General features: G+C 28.0%; 30 protein-coding genes. 8 read left to right on the plus strand and 22 right to left on the minus strand.

Annotated elements, in window-relative coordinates:
* Nucleotides 1–40 precede the first annotated feature (40 nt).
* The 19 genes from ACRDDE_RS05780 to ACRDDE_RS05870 form a co-directional block, all read right to left on the minus strand.
* On the minus strand, nt 41–376 hold the full coding sequence (locus ACRDDE_RS05780) for a hypothetical protein (RefSeq protein WP_438626175.1): 336 nt from the start codon (nt 374–376) through the stop codon (nt 41–43).
* A gap of 76 nt (nt 377–452) precedes the next feature.
* On the minus strand, nt 453–719 hold the full coding sequence (locus tag ACRDDE_RS05785; RefSeq protein ID WP_438626177.1) for a hypothetical protein: 267 nt from the start codon (nt 717–719) through the stop codon (nt 453–455).
* A gap of 14 nt (nt 720–733) precedes the next feature.
* Nucleotides 734–979 carry a hypothetical protein gene (locus tag ACRDDE_RS05790; RefSeq protein WP_438626178.1) on the minus strand — a complete coding sequence of 82 codons (246 nt, stop codon included), beginning with the start codon at nt 977–979 and terminating at the stop codon, nt 734–736.
* A gap of 9 nt (nt 980–988) precedes the next feature.
* A complete protein-coding gene (locus ACRDDE_RS05795; RefSeq protein WP_438626180.1) occupies nt 989–1,489 on the minus strand; it encodes a hypothetical protein in 501 nt (166 codons plus the stop codon).
* 22 nt (nt 1,490–1,511) lie between these two features.
* Nucleotides 1,512–1,667: a DUF6906 family protein gene (locus ACRDDE_RS05800; RefSeq protein ID WP_438626182.1), complete on the minus strand. Its 156-nt coding sequence runs from the start codon at nt 1,665–1,667 to the stop codon at nt 1,512–1,514.
* Between the two features lie 45 nt (nt 1,668–1,712).
* Nucleotides 1,713–1,907: a hypothetical protein gene (locus tag ACRDDE_RS05805; RefSeq protein WP_438626184.1), complete on the minus strand. Its 195-nt coding sequence runs from the start codon at nt 1,905–1,907 to the stop codon at nt 1,713–1,715.
* A 3-nt stretch (nt 1,908–1,910) separates the two neighbouring features.
* A complete protein-coding gene (locus ACRDDE_RS05810) occupies nt 1,911–2,069 on the minus strand; it encodes a hypothetical protein (RefSeq protein WP_438626186.1) in 159 nt (52 codons plus the stop codon).
* A 33-nt stretch (nt 2,070–2,102) separates the two neighbouring features.
* Nucleotides 2,103–2,267, minus strand: a complete 165-nt coding sequence (locus ACRDDE_RS05815; RefSeq protein ID WP_438626188.1) for a hypothetical protein — start codon at nt 2,265–2,267, stop codon at nt 2,103–2,105.
* A gap of 1 nt (nt 2,268) precedes the next feature.
* Complete coding sequence (locus tag ACRDDE_RS05820) at nt 2,269–2,784, minus strand: dUTP diphosphatase (RefSeq protein ID WP_438626190.1); 516 nt, start codon at nt 2,782–2,784, stop codon at nt 2,269–2,271.
* A gap of 12 nt (nt 2,785–2,796) precedes the next feature.
* A complete protein-coding gene (locus tag ACRDDE_RS05825) occupies nt 2,797–3,174 on the minus strand; it encodes a hypothetical protein (RefSeq protein ID WP_438626192.1) in 378 nt (125 codons plus the stop codon).
* A 42-nt stretch (nt 3,175–3,216) separates the two neighbouring features.
* Nucleotides 3,217–4,089: a hypothetical protein gene (locus ACRDDE_RS05830; RefSeq protein ID WP_438626193.1), complete on the minus strand. Its 873-nt coding sequence runs from the start codon at nt 4,087–4,089 to the stop codon at nt 3,217–3,219.
* 82 nt (nt 4,090–4,171) lie between these two features.
* The gene (gene bet, locus ACRDDE_RS05835; RefSeq protein ID WP_438626195.1) at nt 4,172–5,068 is read right to left on the minus strand and encodes a phage recombination protein Bet; all 897 of its coding nucleotides are present in this window, start codon (nt 5,066–5,068) and stop codon (nt 4,172–4,174) included.
* A gap of 12 nt (nt 5,069–5,080) precedes the next feature.
* Complete coding sequence (locus ACRDDE_RS05840; RefSeq protein WP_438626197.1) at nt 5,081–5,557, minus strand: siphovirus Gp157 family protein; 477 nt, start codon at nt 5,555–5,557, stop codon at nt 5,081–5,083.
* 88 nt (nt 5,558–5,645) lie between these two features.
* On the minus strand, nt 5,646–5,906 hold the full coding sequence (locus tag ACRDDE_RS05845; protein WP_438626199.1) for a hypothetical protein: 261 nt from the start codon (nt 5,904–5,906) through the stop codon (nt 5,646–5,648).
* Nucleotides 5,907–6,022: 116 nt separating this feature from the next.
* Nucleotides 6,023–6,211, minus strand: coding sequence for a helix-turn-helix domain-containing protein (locus ACRDDE_RS05850; RefSeq protein ID WP_438626200.1), 189 nt, complete (start codon nt 6,209–6,211; stop codon nt 6,023–6,025).
* Nucleotides 6,212–6,240: 29 nt separating this feature from the next.
* Nucleotides 6,241–6,549 carry a hypothetical protein gene (locus tag ACRDDE_RS05855; protein WP_438626202.1) on the minus strand — a complete coding sequence of 103 codons (309 nt, stop codon included), beginning with the start codon at nt 6,547–6,549 and terminating at the stop codon, nt 6,241–6,243.
* A gap of 19 nt (nt 6,550–6,568) precedes the next feature.
* Nucleotides 6,569–6,838: a hypothetical protein gene (locus ACRDDE_RS05860; protein ID WP_438626204.1), complete on the minus strand. Its 270-nt coding sequence runs from the start codon at nt 6,836–6,838 to the stop codon at nt 6,569–6,571.
* A gap of 10 nt (nt 6,839–6,848) precedes the next feature.
* A complete protein-coding gene (locus tag ACRDDE_RS05865; RefSeq protein ID WP_438626206.1) occupies nt 6,849–7,706 on the minus strand; it encodes an ORF6N domain-containing protein in 858 nt (285 codons plus the stop codon).
* A 51-nt stretch (nt 7,707–7,757) separates the two neighbouring features.
* Nucleotides 7,758–7,979 carry a helix-turn-helix transcriptional regulator gene (locus ACRDDE_RS05870; RefSeq protein ID WP_438626208.1) on the minus strand — a complete coding sequence of 74 codons (222 nt, stop codon included), beginning with the start codon at nt 7,977–7,979 and terminating at the stop codon, nt 7,758–7,760.
* Nucleotides 7,980–8,173: 194 nt separating this feature from the next.
* Between ACRDDE_RS05870 and ACRDDE_RS05875 the strand changes: the two genes are divergently transcribed.
* From ACRDDE_RS05875 to ACRDDE_RS05885, 3 genes are read left to right on the plus strand one after another with little or no spacing between them, the layout of a single operon-like run.
* Nucleotides 8,174–8,554, plus strand: a complete 381-nt coding sequence (locus ACRDDE_RS05875) for a helix-turn-helix domain-containing protein (RefSeq protein ID WP_438626209.1) — start codon at nt 8,174–8,176, stop codon at nt 8,552–8,554.
* Between the two features lie 33 nt (nt 8,555–8,587).
* The gene (locus ACRDDE_RS05880; RefSeq protein WP_438626210.1) at nt 8,588–9,142 is read left to right on the plus strand and encodes a hypothetical protein; all 555 of its coding nucleotides are present in this window, start codon (nt 8,588–8,590) and stop codon (nt 9,140–9,142) included.
* On the plus strand, nt 9,135–9,515 hold the full coding sequence (locus ACRDDE_RS05885) for a hypothetical protein (RefSeq protein ID WP_438626211.1): 381 nt from the start codon (nt 9,135–9,137) through the stop codon (nt 9,513–9,515). Before ACRDDE_RS05880 ends, ACRDDE_RS05885 begins: the two co-directional genes overlap by 8 nt.
* Nucleotide 9,516: 1 nt before the next feature.
* Here ACRDDE_RS05885 and ACRDDE_RS05890 read toward each other — a convergent pair whose 3' ends face one another.
* Entirely contained in the window at nt 9,517–9,651 is a 135-nt protein-coding gene (locus ACRDDE_RS05890) for a hypothetical protein (RefSeq protein WP_438626212.1), read from the minus strand.
* Nucleotides 9,652–9,764: 113 nt separating this feature from the next.
* Between ACRDDE_RS05890 and ACRDDE_RS05895 the strand changes: the two genes are divergently transcribed.
* The 5 genes from ACRDDE_RS05895 to ACRDDE_RS05915 all read left to right on the plus strand — a co-directional run bounded on the left by ACRDDE_RS05895 (nt 9,765) and on the right by ACRDDE_RS05915 (nt 14,015).
* Complete coding sequence (locus ACRDDE_RS05895) at nt 9,765–10,301, plus strand: ImmA/IrrE family metallo-endopeptidase (RefSeq protein WP_438626213.1); 537 nt, start codon at nt 9,765–9,767, stop codon at nt 10,299–10,301.
* Between the two features lie 25 nt (nt 10,302–10,326).
* Complete coding sequence (locus tag ACRDDE_RS05900; protein WP_438626215.1) at nt 10,327–11,448, plus strand: tyrosine-type recombinase/integrase; 1,122 nt, start codon at nt 10,327–10,329, stop codon at nt 11,446–11,448.
* 494 nt (nt 11,449–11,942) lie between these two features.
* Nucleotides 11,943–12,398 (plus strand): hypothetical protein, encoded by a 456-nt coding sequence (locus tag ACRDDE_RS05905; RefSeq protein WP_438626217.1) that lies wholly within the window; start codon nt 11,943–11,945, stop codon nt 12,396–12,398.
* 94 nt (nt 12,399–12,492) lie between these two features.
* On the plus strand, nt 12,493–12,816 hold the full coding sequence (locus ACRDDE_RS05910) for a hypothetical protein (RefSeq protein ID WP_438626219.1): 324 nt from the start codon (nt 12,493–12,495) through the stop codon (nt 12,814–12,816).
* A gap of 743 nt (nt 12,817–13,559) precedes the next feature.
* Complete coding sequence (locus tag ACRDDE_RS05915) at nt 13,560–14,015, plus strand: hypothetical protein (RefSeq protein WP_438626220.1); 456 nt, start codon at nt 13,560–13,562, stop codon at nt 14,013–14,015.
* Between the two features lie 44 nt (nt 14,016–14,059).
* Here the strand turns inward: ACRDDE_RS05915 and ACRDDE_RS05920 are convergent, their stop codons facing one another.
* Nucleotides 14,060–15,403 carry a TldD/PmbA family protein gene (locus ACRDDE_RS05920; RefSeq protein ID WP_438626222.1) on the minus strand — a complete coding sequence of 448 codons (1,344 nt, stop codon included), beginning with the start codon at nt 15,401–15,403 and terminating at the stop codon, nt 14,060–14,062.
* 2 nt (nt 15,404–15,405) lie between these two features.
* A partial coding sequence (locus ACRDDE_RS05925; RefSeq protein ID WP_438626224.1) for a TldD/PmbA family protein occupies nt 15,406–15,786 on the minus strand: 381 nt, incomplete at its 5' end.

Raw genomic sequence — 15,786 nt, forward strand, 5'->3', positions numbered from 1 at the left:
TTAATTTAGTTTCCTGGACCATAAGATCCAGGATATTTATCTAAAGTATTTCACATAATACATCTTCCATTTCATCAATCATTTCAGAGTATTCAATTTCTTCATCTGATACAAAGTTTTCTAATCCATATATCAAATTCAATCTATTGTATATCATTTCAGCTATGTTTCTATGGTCGTAATCTTCAACAGTCATACCCTCTACAACTTGTCGCATATCTCTTGCATTTCCAGTTGTGTATGTTATAAATCCTCTACTATTAGTAATAGCTTTATCTCCTTTTTTAACTTGTATTTTTCTACCTCTAAAACTCTCTATTTCAAAATCTTCTTCAAATTTTATCTCTTGACCTATCTTATATTCTTTATTTTTCATAATACCCTCCATTATTATTTAGTTATCATTATCAATACACTTAGATAAATGTACTGATAATGATATGTATTCCTGCTTATTTGATATATCTTATATTTCTTGTATCAAGTTGATATCTACATCTTATAAATAAATCTCTTAAATTTTCATCATTTAAGATGCATACAGCCCCGCCACCATCAGAAGGACAGTGCCACCATTCCCCAGTGTAGTGCTTACTAACTAAATCTAAACTATTTCTGGACCACATATAAAAGCTTGAAACATTTTCAATAAGATAATCTACATCTTCATCTTTTAAATATAAAAATGTATTTTTGCTTTCTTCCCATTTTTTTCTCATAATAACCTCCCCTATTATTTACTTTGCCAATAAAAAGTTCTTTGCCCATTTATAGTGTTTTCAACATAATCTGAAATTTTTTCTGCTAAATAAGTGCCTTTCATTTCTTTCCACTTAAGAGTTCTTCCTGTCTTTACTTCTTCCACTACTATCTGAACTTTTATACCTAAGACATCCTCCGTTTTTATAGCTTTTTCTGGATATGAATATCTAGCATAAATACTATACTCAACATCATTTATCGTAACTATATGTTTCATACTTACCTCCTATACCATCAGTGCTAACTTAGTATATATCTCAACTAAATCTTCGCCCTTTAGTAACTTTTTAATATCATGAGCAGTTATAGTTCTTATAGCTCCATGATCTGTTCTTTCTTTTTCTATAACATCTATATTAAATGCAATATCTATTTTTTCTTTAACCTGTCTTTGCATTTCAGTGGCTCTCTCAACTTTCTTATACAGATCCATGTTAAATGCTTTTACCTTATCAAGCTCTTTATCCCTCTCCTGGATACACCATTTCATACCTTTGATTTGCTTGTCTCTTTTTTCTAACTCTAGTTTTAATTCCTCAATCTCTCTATCTTTCTCTCTAACTGTGAAGTAGCTTGAATTCTTAAGTTCTTGGAAGTCTAACTTTAAACTTTCTATCTTTTTATCAGATGCATCTTTTACACCTTCTAAAACATTTATATCTGACACTAACTCGCTAGTTTCTCTTTCATAAGTACTTCTTAAAACCACTGGTAATTTTATTTTCATCTTCTGTTCCCCCTAATTAAATTTATTTAAATCTTAAGTTAATAGTCTCTTTTGAATTTCTCTTTACATATGTGTAACTGTTGTGGTCTTGTCTTTCTAATAACCAATCCATAAAATCGTATCCTGCATTTGCTAAAACTTGTTTTTGTCTCCTATTAAGTTTCTTACCTTGTTTCATAATCAATCTCTCCTTATAATTTCTTAGTTAAAATAATTATTTTATTTACTTTCTATACGCTTTTATTGGTTTACACTCTAACAATTCTATATATGAAAACTTAGGACTATTAAACTTTTCCAAATAATCTTCCTCTGCATCTTCCAACTTATCAAAATAATTTATATTAGTTCTGTTTAATCCTGTTCGTTTATATTGAACTTGATATTCTTTTTCCATGTCTACAAATAATTTTCCCACACTTCACTCCCTCCTATAATAAAAAATTGATTTGCATTTATCTAGCTCCTTTCTTTGTGCTTCTGCTACATATCTATCTAATATTTCACTTAACTTAACCGTTTCAGGAGCATGTCCAAACGTTTCATACATTTCTCCTAAAGCTTGTCTTAATATTTCCATACTTCCCCCTTATCTCTCTCCACCTTTTATGCCTCATGCAGTCATTATCTTATCTGGACTAATTGGATACTTTATCTCTCCGTTTATTTCTTTTCCGCATATACATTGTGCTAATGCCATGTAATTTGGATATGTTTTATAATCACTTGGCTTAAAAAATGTATCTTTTATACTTGATATATTAGTTTCTTTTTTCATATCAACTCTCCATAAACTTAGGATTTAGATAATTCTTTTCCATCTTCTTAAAGTAAGCTTCTTTTACCTGATCCATATCTAATCCTAATGAATATACAAGTTCTACGTATTTAGTTACCAAAGTATCTAACTTATGCTTTCCAAACATCTTTTTCCATGGCAATGTAGTTATCTTATAAGCTAAATATATAAACTGTCTTTCTAAGCTAGTTGTTTGTACTTCTTCAACAGTTACTATTAAGTCTGCATCTAATTCATTTGCTAAGTTTCCTATGTGGCTTAATAGGTCCGATAATTCTTCTTTTAGCTTCTCTTCATCAACTGGAAGCCTATCCCACCATTTATGTATCTTAGTTTCATTAAGTACCTCTATCAGCTCACTAATCAAAGCTAATGTAAGCCACATAGGCACTTGAAATTGTTCTTCTTGATAATTTATACCTTCAACACTTTTTAGATGCTCTAAAAAGCTTTTTTGTTCCTTTTTCACATAGTTCAAATCAATAACTTTACTCATATGTTCATCCCCTTAAATCATATCTAATCTAGGTTTTAAAACCTCAAATTCTATATTTATTTTATTTTTTAAAGTAGAGTATCTTCCACTTCTTAAATGTTTATATAAAGCTGGCTCACTTACACCAGAACGTTTAGCTGCATCTTTTATAGTAGATGTAATAAATACTGTCTCATTTTTTCTAACTTGTATCTTGCTTGAAATAAGTTTTTCTATAATATCTAAGAAGTAATTTTCAAATTCAAGATAATGTTCCTCATTTTCAAATACCATAATCCCTTTAGTGTTTAACTTTAAATACTCTTCTAATTCATCACCCCAAACCATACCTTCTTCTAATAGATCTTTAGCTATTGAAGTAGCAATATTCTTTTGGAATTTTCTTAACACCTTAATTTCCCCCTTTTTATTTCCAGGAGGGATTAACCCTCCTTAGTTAAATTTGCCTTTTTGACTTTCCTGTAATATCTTTTCTAATTGCTCTGGAGCATACTTTTTAAAACTCTGATTTATATTGTGAAATCTAGTCTTTACACTAGGTATAGAATTATTAGTTTTGCCAATAATAGGTTTATAATCTTCTTGAATTGCTTTTAGTAAGTATCCAACAACATTTTTAACATCTGGTGTCTCACTTACTAACTTAAGCTTTTCAATCAAATAGTTTATTTCTTTGCCAGTAGCTAAGTATGTATTAGCTACTTTTTTTACGTCTTCATCTTCTAAGGAAAAGTATTTATTAATTTCATCAACAACCTCAGTCAGTGCTTTTTTTACTTCTTCTTTTTCTTGTTGTTGTTTTTCTTTTTCTTTTTGTTTTTCTTTTTCTTTTTGTTTTTCTTTTTCCCCACCGTCCGTTATACGGGTCGTGTCACCTGTGGATAACTCATAAGCATCTAGGAATAAATTTCTTATTTTTTCTTTAGTTATGCCTGATAACATATACATTATGAAACTCTTATCCTTAACTTTTTTTAACTCAGATTCTATACAATCAAGTACTGGTTTGCTGTGATTATCTAAGTTGTATTTGGCCCAGTTTAATATGCATATCTCTCTAGTTTCCAAGTTATACTTTATTATCCTGTGATGATTTTCAAATCTATCCATGAGAGCATTTATACTTTCCGATGAATATCCTAGCTCAAATGCCATCTGTTTTTTAGTTATTTGATATATTCCTATTTGTGTTGTTTTAGGATTAGTTAATAAGTATAGGTAAAACAGTTTATCCTCTGGTGTCATTTCTTCTATAACTCTAGGATCTTCCCAAAATTCGGTTTGCACTGCTCTGTATTTCGCCATTTATCTCACCTTCTTCTTTTGTTAATTGCTATCAGTAGAAGTAAGAGTAAGTAGTATACTCCTACTTCTTTTATAAAACCCATTACACATCCAGCTTAGTTTGAGCTGCTTCCTCTGGATCTTCTTCTACCTCTTTGAAATCTGCATCTATAATTTTTTCTTTTGGCTCATATTTAGTAAGTAAATCTAAAACTTCATTAACTTCTTCATATTTCAACTCTTTTAAGTTGTATCCGTTACTATCACAAAACTCTTCTATTTTAGATATATCTTTAGGATTTTCATAGTCATACAATCCTTTCATTGATGCTAACTTTAATATTCCTTGTTTTTGACCTGGTGTAGCATATCCAACTACAACTTCTTTCTCTGGTAACTTATTTTCAGTTCCCATTTCTTCTTGTTGATATAAACCTCTTAATTCATTTGGAAATGCTTCTCTTAAAGCTTGTGATTGAGCTACTTTTCTAATCATCGTTGCACCTTTACTTGACCACATACTGTTTAAAGTTCCATCATTTTTCTTCTGAGCATATTCTTCAAAACTTACAACTGATTTAACTGGAAAATCTTTATCTTTTAAATGGACTTCACACCATCCTCCAACTAATTCCTCTTCTTTTAGTTTCAATGCTCCTTCTCGTTCTTTTATATCTCCGTTTTTATCTAATATAACTATTCCAGCTTTCATTCCATTAAAGTTAGGATGTTCTGATGCTCTCTTTATAAAAACATCTTTTCCTACTATTATTTGAGCTGGTTGGTTTCCGAACTTAACTAAATATGCATCTCTTACAAAAGGATTAAGGTTTTGAGCCTTGCACAACTCTATAAACATAAGAACATCTTGATCTGTAGCTTTACTATTTCCACTTGTAAGATAATTTCTAACTGTATCAGCTGTTAAAACTTGTCCACCGTCTATCTTATATTCTGCTAATGCTAATGCGCTTGATTGAGTCTTTTGTATATTATTCATTTATTTATCCTCCTATTTAATCATTAGTGACATACCTGGTTCACTCATATATGCCCCTTCAATTTCTATTCCAGATTTTAAATCCGATTTAACTAAATCCTTATTTACTTTATAAGTTTGAACTACTTCTATATATTTACTTGGAAGTTTACCTTCATCATCTATCTTTAAAGTTGAAACTCCTTTTCTTAAAGTTAAGTTCCCTACTGGTGTTTCTATTTTTTTAACTTCCATTTGCTCCATGCAAACTTTAGTGTAATCTCTTAATCTTTTTACATTGTTCTCTTTAACTCTTTTTATCTTATTTAACCTTTCTATTTCTGCTTTTATTGCATCTACATCACTTTCTAAACTTCTAACAACTTGTATAATACCTTTACCTTTATTAGCTACTTCTCCAGCTATAATTTCTTTTATTTGTTGAACCTCTTCTATTTCATCTAAATCCCTTAAAGCTACTAAATCATTTGATAATTCATATAAATTCATTGATATTTCCTCCATTTTTTCATATAATATAATCAGTTTTTAAATTTTGTAATTCCTAGATTAGAACCTTTGCAGAGGTTCTTTTCTTTTATCCATAATAAGTTTCATGTGTATTAGTTTTGAAAATTTCTAATTCTTCAAGCTCTCTTTCAGCTTTTTCTATCTCTGTATTTACAAATTCTAATGTTTGCTCCCAAGCTTCTATTTTGTTTTTTAATCCTTCTGTATAGAAACTAATATAGTTTTCTTCTTTATCTGAAACCTCTTTTTCTATTGCTCTATTAAACATATCTTGAGTAACGTCTATTTGAGTTTGTAATATTTCTTTTATCCTAACTAAGCTATCCATTATTTATCACCTACTTTTAACTTGTAATTTACTAATTTTCTTACAAACCAAAGTGACTTTTCTTGAATTGTCATAGTTTGAAATTTTGATATATTCATTTGTTAATCAACTCCTTTTTAAAATCCATCCCAATGATCTAACCAATCAAAGAATGGTTGAGATGGCATTTTATATAACCTTCCAATCTTTATAACTTTAAACATATCGCCTCTAACAAGAGCTTGTCTTATTAAGTCGTATGCTGTTTTCTCACAAATCCCTAATATTTCTTGAATATCTTTAGCTGTTAAAACTTTCTTCATCATATTTGCCTCCTTATCTTATTATCTATTGATTAAAATCTACCACCATTTCTAACCCACTTCTCATAACTCAATCTATCCAAACGGTATTCTCTACCAACTTTAGTTATACAAAACAAATTATTTTCATCAGCGTGTTTAGCTAGCATTCTTACATACTTTTCAGACGCCTGTATGTATTCTGCAAATTGTTTTATATTCATGTATTCCCTTGGTGCGTAGTCTTTGTCGTCTCTAAACATTTTCATAACGTCTACAATATCCTCTCTTTCTGCTATTGATAATAAAAGAGAATCCCTATCTATATTTCTTACAACCAACCTTTGCATTTCTGATGCCATGCTAATCCCTCCTATATTCCTATGCTTTAACTATCTCAACATTATTGAAGTACCAATTTAAACCTGTTATTTTTAATTTTTCTAAAGAATTCACTTTCACTGATCCGTCTTCATTGAGTATGTCTATTTCATCTATATCCTCATGAATTTCTCCATCTTTACAAAATCTAATTGTTATCCAAGGAAATGCCTCATCTAAAACAAAGCTAAGTGAATCAATCTCAACTACCATTTGATTTGTAGTTCTTATTTCTAAATTTGTATCTGCTATTTTTATTTTCTCTCTCATATTCTTCCTCCTATATTCCATACTTTATAGCCATGTCTTTAACTATAGCTACATAGCCTTCTATAAGTTTTTTATCTTCTGCTATTACATCTAAATTGTTAAGATTGTTTATTTTTGTTTTACTAACACCTTCTAGTGCCATTCTAGATTTTTTATTTTTAAGCCTAATTTCTAAGCTAACTCCAAATCTTTTATTTAGAAGTTCATAGCTCTCTGCTTTAAGCAAGTTAATATGTTCAAACCCACCTTGATTTTTAGCTATTTTAGCTATTAAACTTTGTGTTTCACTTCTCCAACTCGTTGTATCTAAGCTAACTACATCTTTTATTGTTTTAACTTCCGCCTTTGCTGTTAAAGCATGATTTGTAGCTTCATTTACTTGTTGTCTTAAGTTCTTTAAACTTTGAGCTTGCATTATAATTAGATCTTCTATACAAGATGCTTTATTTTCTTTTGCTGATTTTCTCATTGCAAAATATTCTCTTCTAAATTTTTTTCTAAGTTCTTTTGATTTTTCAGTTCTCATTAAACTAACTAACGCCATGTATCCTTGTTCTGAAAGTAGATATATATTCTTGCTATTAGCTATCGATTGTTTAGTAAAACCTAGTTCTAAAAGTGGGTCATTAGTACTGACCGAGTTTTTTAAATCTAAAATATCAATATCTTCTTCGAATTCATCTATATTCTCATTTATTAATTGGTTGATAACTTTAAGTTCCACTTCGTGTATTTCTGCTATTGTTTTAGCTAAAACAACTTTTTCATATTTTCCAAATCCACCTTCTATTACTGGGACTTCTTTACCTAGAAATTCTTGTGATCCTATTATTTCTATTTCTGTTTGAGCCATTGCTAAACTTTCCATTTATTACTCCTCCTTAATATAAATATAAGTTCCTATTTGGGGAAATATATATCATTGTGTATCATTTGTGTTACATTGTAGATTAAAAAAAATATCATCTATCTTTTTATGGAATGTATCAGCTATTTTTTTAGCTTCCGACAATGTAAACTCCCTTTCTCCAATTTCCTTTCTATTATAAGAGTTTTTTGATATCTCTAATAATTGAGCCATATCCGCTTGTGTCAATCCTTGCATTGCTCTGAGTGACTTTAAGATATTTGAAAGTGGCATAGTGAACACCTCCTTTTATATGTCTTTGTCGTTTATGTATCTTTTGTGTTACTTTATGATTTAAGTATATGTCACACAAACAATACAGTCAATAGTTTTTTTGAAAAAAATAAAACTTTTTTTATCTTTGTTGTTACATTTAGTTTTATTATTGTTACTTTGTTGTAAAATATGTATTGAAAGGAGGTATTTTGATGAATGAAATATTTGGAAAAAGATTTAAGCAATTAAGACACGAATTAGAGTTGAATCAACAAGATTTAGTTACGGATTTCAACAATAAATATAATTATAATTTCACAAGGGTAGCAGTTTCTCAATATGAAAATGGAAAAAGAATACCTGAAATAGATGCATTAACTTCTTTTGCGGAATATTTCGGAGTATCTGTAGATTATCTCCTTGGAAGAACAGATGAAAGAAATATAAAAAAAGAAAAACTAAAACTTGACCCAAGTATAAAAACAATAGCAGCTCATAGATTAGGGGATGTAGAAGATTTAGACGATGAAGCTATTGAAAAAATAAATGAATATATAGAGATGATTAGATTAATGCAAAATCAAAAGAAATAAATATATACATGTTTTGCAAGGGGGATTATTTTAATGCAATGCACAGATAAATATACACTTGATAGTGAATTATTTGATAATAAAAAAATAACTGATGGTTTTTTTTCAAATTTTCAATCAGTATCATCTTTTATTTTCGCCCTTATTCCTCCTATTATAGCTTGGTTTGTATCCAAAGATTTTAAAATAATGATTATAACACTATTTAGTTGTCTAGTTATTTCTGTATTTTATACAGCAAATAAAAACATAATGCACAATAAAAAGCTTCTAAAAAAAGTCCAAGATGAGTTAATTAAGTCTAATACGAATGTGTTAAACCTAGAGTCAATCTTGATAGAAAAAGAAAATGAATTGTCTAAAATAAAAAATAATTTAGAGTTCATAAAATCTAATAGAGATGAATTGATAAAAATGGTCGAAAATTACAGATACGAATCTAATAACTATGAAAACTACTACACAACTGCAAAACTAGGTGTAAAAGCAATAATCGGATCTCATCGAATTACTAAGGACAAGGAAGCTATTTTGAAATTATTTGAAGATATAGAAAATGGTAATAGAAAGGATGTTTCAAGTGAATAATGAATTTAACATAGTCAAAATAATAGATGATTCTAGGGTTGTTGTAAGTGGCGGTTGCGATTACTTTCAAAAAGATGATATATTAGAAATTTTCGTTAAAGGAGAAGAAGTTTTAGATCCTGTAACTGAAGAATCTTTAGGCACTTTGGATGCAATAAAGGCTCGTTTAAAGGTGGATATTGTATATGAAAAGATGTGTTTATGTGTAAATGAAGAGTCAAAAAATCCATATTCTCCTATTGTTTCATCTGGATTAGATGCATTTAAAAGTATTCCTAAGCCATTAAATGTAGATTTAACACAAGTGAGTGGTGGTTTTAAGCATGTTGATATGACTATAAAAATTGGAGATTTAGTTAGAAAAGCACTATAAACTAGTGCCTTTCTTTACGTACTATTTTAAATTCAAAATCCTTAAAATAAATTAGTGACATTCCCCAAAGTGCTGAAATGATAATCATCCAAGCCGGTATCGGAGATTGTAATTTAGCTACTATAGTTTCAAACATAATTAACACCACCTATAATATAATCAATTATATTATAACATACCGAGCAGTTATTCTGCTCTTTTTTATACATTTAAAAAGAACATATGTTCTTAGTTTTTAAGGGGGATTCTATGACAAAATTAGAAAAACTATTTAATTTAGCCGAAAAAGAAGGCATTGAAATATATTATAAAAATTTGAAAATTTTAGGATTTTTGGGATTATATATAGAATGTTATGAATCACCTTCTATGATACTATTAGATGATTCTTTAAAAAACAATAATGAAAAAGCATATAAAATACTTTTAGAAGAGTTAGGGCATCACTATACAAGTTGTGGGGATTCTATTAGTTGTGTCGATACTTATTTAGATAAACTTAAAATCAGTAAGTGTGAAATAAAAGCTGAGCGATGGCTTTGCCACTATCTAATATCTACTCCTGATTTAATTAATGCTATAAATAAATACCCTACATCCGCAGAAGATATATGTGACTATTTAAATGTTGATATTGAAATGTTGCTAAGCAAGCTTAAGTTTTTATCTTTAGAAAATAAATTTTTAAATTTAAGCAATGGAAATTTTTTAATGTTAACAAATTTACCAAATCTTTATATAACTGAAGGATCATTTTATAATGTTAATTCAAACTTCAATTTTTAAAATCACATAGAAAGGACAGAAGATTATGGATAAAAAGCGAGCTTTCATAAGAAGTCGATATAATAAATACTATGTATATGTTGAGTATACTGATTTTGAAACAGGAAAAAGAAAACAAAAAAGTTATGGTAGTTTTGAAAAAAAGAAAGATGCTGAAAAGGCTTTAGTTGATATAAAAAGCGGGATAAATAATGATAAATTCCAAACTCCATCTACTATATCTTTTGTTAATAGGTGCTGGGAATATTACAATAATGAAGCTAAGGAATTTTCACCAACAACTTTAAAGAGGTCTAAGACTGTGATAAATAAACATATAGCAGGATTTTTCAAAAATATGAAATTATCTGATATTAACGTTAGTATATATCAAAAATATGTAAATCATATGTACACTAAAGATTTAAAAGTTAGTACTATAAAAGAAATATTAAATAAGTCAGATGCTGTTTTGCATGAATGTTATAGACTTAGGGAGATACATGAAAATATACCAGATTTCATCGTATTACCTAAAAAACGTGATAGAGATAATAAGACAGTGTATACTGTTGAAGAATCTAAAGATATCCTTAATGGATCCTGCTATAGCCCTTATTTAACTATTCCAGTACATTTGTTTTTACTTGGAGGATTAAGATTTGGTGAAATGGCTGGTTTATTATGGGAAGATATTAACTTTGAAACAAACACAATAAAAATAAAACATAATTTAATTTATGTAAATAGTAAATACTACTTAAGACAAACAAAAACAGACGGAAGTACGCGTGAAATTTCGGTTCCGAATCATGTTATAGAATTACTTAAAAATGAAAAAATAAGACAAAACAAATTAAAAGTTCAAGGGATATTAAAAAATGAATATGATGTAGTTTGTTTAAATAGTTTGAATAGGTATTGGAATAATAGCTCTTTTACTCTAGCTTATAAAAAACTATTAAGTGAAATTGACGTTAAATATATTAATATACATTCATTAAGACATGCACATGCTACTATGTTAATTTTAGCTGGAACTGATATGAAAACTGTATCGGAAAGATTGGGCCATACAGATATAAAAATGACTATGAATACATATAGTCATGTTCTTAAAGAAATGGACAAAACTGCATCAGATAATATAGAAAAAATACTTTTATAGAATGATTATTACCTGTTCAGTGAATAGTCAGTAAATAGTCAGTAAGACCTAAAGTTATATCTTTAGTCAGTGGAATTTCAGTAAAGTTTAATCGATTTCATTCCTAAAGATATAGCTAATACCAACGTTTCAGTCTATTTGGTAATTTTTATTAACCTAGAAATCTACTTCTCGAACAAGTCCCAACAATTATTAATAATTGTTGGAGTTATAATATTTCAATAGAGTTGTTTTGTGAAATAGTCAGCAAGACATAGTTATTAACGTTTTGTTAACAATTCACTTATTTTTTGCATGTTGTTTATTATACTATTAATTTCTAAAGTATTCAACTATACTTTTTATATATAAAAGTGTCTTCTCTCCTATTTTTATACCATATTTTATTGGCCTATATCAACTTTCATATTAATTCTCTAAAAATCATTATATTTTTTAATATCTTATAATTTGAATGTTTCTACATATACTACTTATAAAAAAGGATGTGTATTATGTATTTCAAGAAGCTAAGTATTCTATTTTTTATGACTGTACTTATTTTTTCAAGTAGTATAAATACTGCTTCTGCCATTAGCGCTCCACCATATGATCCATATGTTAAATCCATTGGTAGAGATTTAGATTTTTTAGATAGTAATATGTATGTATTGATAAAATCTATTTCTTCAGAAAACTTTGATATAAATGAAGCTAGAATACAAATTAGTTTCATAAATTCATTAATATATGACCTAACCGAAAAAGCTTCTGATTTATCCAAAGAACAATCAGATGTTGTTGCAGCTTTACAAGCTATATTGGGCTTTTATAAATTATCTATAATAGAAGCCGATAGATATCTGTATTCAAAAAACTCGGATGATTTAATCAGTTCTATAAACGCTTTCTCCATGGGATATACTTCTTCAGTTAATTTGAGAAGAATAGTATTTAGAGCAGGAAAATAACATCCTGCTTTTCTATTTAGTTAATTTTTACTATTTTGATTGTGGAATATTTATCTTTTTACTAGTTAAACTATACTAGAAAGGTGGTTTAATTATGAAAAAGAAAATAATTACACTTTTATTGCTTTCATGCTTTTTATTAAGTGTATCTAGTAATACTTGTCATGCTCTTAACGTATTTAAAGAAGGTGTATATAAGGTTGCAGATTTAAATTTTTCACAAGAAAATCAATATATGGTTCAAAATGTTTCTCAAACTGAGGGTGCTTATCTTCAAGTATTCGATGAAAATCAGGTTTTAGTTCAATCTATTAGATTTCAACCAAACTCTGAAAAATTTAATTTAGTTAAAATTACACCTGAGTTTAGAATAGTAATAGTTGGAGGAGGTTCTATTTATATTTATCCCACTAAATAAATATGCTGCTTAACATACTAGATTAAAGATGCTCTTAAGAGCATCTTTATCATTTTCTTTTGTAATAAACTCCACATAATATTTAATTTAGTTTCTTGTGCCATAATACATGCTATATTTATTATCTATAAATATAAGCTAATAAATGCATAAAATCAAAATTTAAGATGATTTGGCTAACTCAAGAAACATTTTTTCAATTTGATATACTACGCCTGTCAACTTAATGAATATGATATTTAGGTAAATAAATTAATTTTTCATTACAATAAAAAAGCACTCCCTACCTATAAGGAGCGCTTTCAATCATAATCTAAGTTATATTTTTGTTTTAGTGTTATTTGCATTATTGTGTAAGTTTCTAAATAAATCTTATTAATAAACTAATTACAAATATGATAAATGCAATTATTAATACTTTAGATTCTTTATTCATATTTTAAAATTAAATGCCAATTTAAAAAGAAACATTTTATAAAAATTTTTCTATTATTACTTTTAGAAGATCTAAAATGCTTGCTAATAGAATTAGTTGAGCTGTCGCCAACTGAATATTTATTTTATTTTTTTGTTTCTTCTTATTATTAGGCATCCTTTCACACCCTTTTTAATATATATATTCATTTATATTTTTATTTATTCTTTAAATTTAATAAAATAATTTTTTATTATTTTATTAAATTTTTACAACCTTATATTATTTCAATCTCTACATATAATATATAATAAAAAGGAGATTTAATATGAATTTCAAGAAATTAAGTATTATGTTCTTAGTAGCAATACTTATTTTTATAAGTAGTGTTAATATTTCTTCTGCCATTGAAATATCTTCTCCAACTAAACAAGGAAATGAATATATCAATGACTTGAATATGATAGATAATAATATGTATTTGGTAATTAAACTTATATCTAAAGATAATTTTAATAAAGATGATGCAATTAAACAAATAAATTATGCTGATTCCTTAATTAAAGGTTTACATTCAAAAATTTCAAAACTTTCTCCAAAAGAAGATGATGTTATTTTATCTATAAGAGCAGTTTTAAGTTTTTATAAACTTTCACTTTTAAAAGCAGAAGATTATATACAAACAAGAAACACAGAAGATTTAATAGATTCTATAAGTACATTTTCTATAGGGTATAATGCATCTACTTCTTTGAGAAAAATTATAAATGAAGCAGGAAAATAAGTAAAATAAAAAGCACTTAATAAATTAAGTGCTTTTTATTTTACTTATTTTCCTGCTATAGATAATGACTTAATTATAACAGATGGTGATCCAATATTACTTAATGGGAATTTCAAATCATTTCCTATATTTTCAATATCTTTAATTAATTCAAAAAAGTTTCCGGCAACAGTTATTTGTTCTATAGGATAAGATTTTTCTCCCTTTGTTATATAATACCCTTTTGCAGCTAAAGAAAAATCTCCTGTAATTGAATTTGCTCCTGAGTGAAGACCTGCAAAGTCAGTTACTATTATACCTTCATTTACTTCTTTTACAAGTTCTTCAAAAGTTGATTTTCCTTTATCTATATAGAAATTCGTTGGGTCAACACTTACAACTGATGAGTACGATGACTTAAACCCATTTCCTGTAGTTTTTGTATTTGCTTTGTGTGCAGTTTTTAAGTTATGAAGTAAAGTTATTAGTTTTCCATCTTTAACTATATCTTTTTTATAGGTTGCAACTCCTTCATCGTCAAATGGTGTTGATGATAATCCATTGTCTAATAATGGATTATCTACTATTGTAACAATATCAGAAGCTATATTACTACCTTCTTTATCTTTAAGTAATGACATTCCCCTTTGGGCACTTTCTGCACTAAACACATCACTAAATGTTTCAAGTAAAGATGACATAGCTTCATTATTTATTATAGTTTTATAGTTACCTGATTCTATAGATTTAGCCCCAACTTTAGAAAATGCCTCATTTACTGCATCTGATGCAATTTTCTTAGTGTCTATATCTTTTATATCTTCAACTAATTGATATCCCATTCCATCTTGCTTTTGATTACTATATTCTATAACTGGAATTACATATGCCATAAGTAAGTTACTCTTATTACTCAGATTAAGGTTTTTGGTATTACTAATTAAGCTTCTTGATGAACTGTATGATACTTTGCATCCACTTAAATTAACAACCTTATTACTGTAATTTTTTGTTTGTCTTTCTAAATCTATAGCTATTTCAATCAATTCAGCAGGATCTATATTTTCTAGTTTTTCTGAGTAAGTTTTAACCCCACTATAATTTTCATCACCTTTATATATAAACTGTACATCTGTGTTTTCTATAGATACAGCTCCTTCTTTTGCCTTTTTCACTAACATATCTATAGCTTCTTCATCTAAAATTTCAGTATACGAATATCCCATCTTACCATTTATTAATCCTCTAAATGAAAGTCCTATATACTTATCAATATTATATTTCTCTAATTCAAATTCATAAACAGATATACTTATATTTTCTCCATCAGAATAATAAACTTCGCAATCGGTAAAACCTTCTTGGTTAGCTCTTTCAAATAATTGATCTTTAAATATATTAAATTCCATAATTACTCCTCCGATCTTCCACCTACAGTAATTTCTTTAACTCTTATCATAGGCTGACCTACATTTGTTGGTATACTACCTGAAGATGAACCACACATACCTTGAGCTTGCTTTAGATTATCAGACACCATATCTATATTCATAAGTACTTCACTACCTTTTCCAATTAAGCTTGCTCCTCTTACAGGTTCTTTAATTTCTCCATTTTTAACAAGGTAACCTTCAGCTACTGCAAAGTTAAACTCACCTGTTACTGGATTTACAGATCCTCCACCCATTTTTTTTGCATAAAGTCCATTATCAATTGATTTTATTATATCTGCTTCTTTATCTTCTCCAGCTGCTATGTATGTATTTGTCATTCTTGAAGTTGGTGCATACTT

The sequence above is a fragment of the Paraclostridium sp. genome (assembly GCF_051656405.1).
In the GTDB taxonomy this organism is placed as follows: domain Bacteria; phylum Bacillota; class Clostridia; order Peptostreptococcales; family Peptostreptococcaceae; genus Paraclostridium.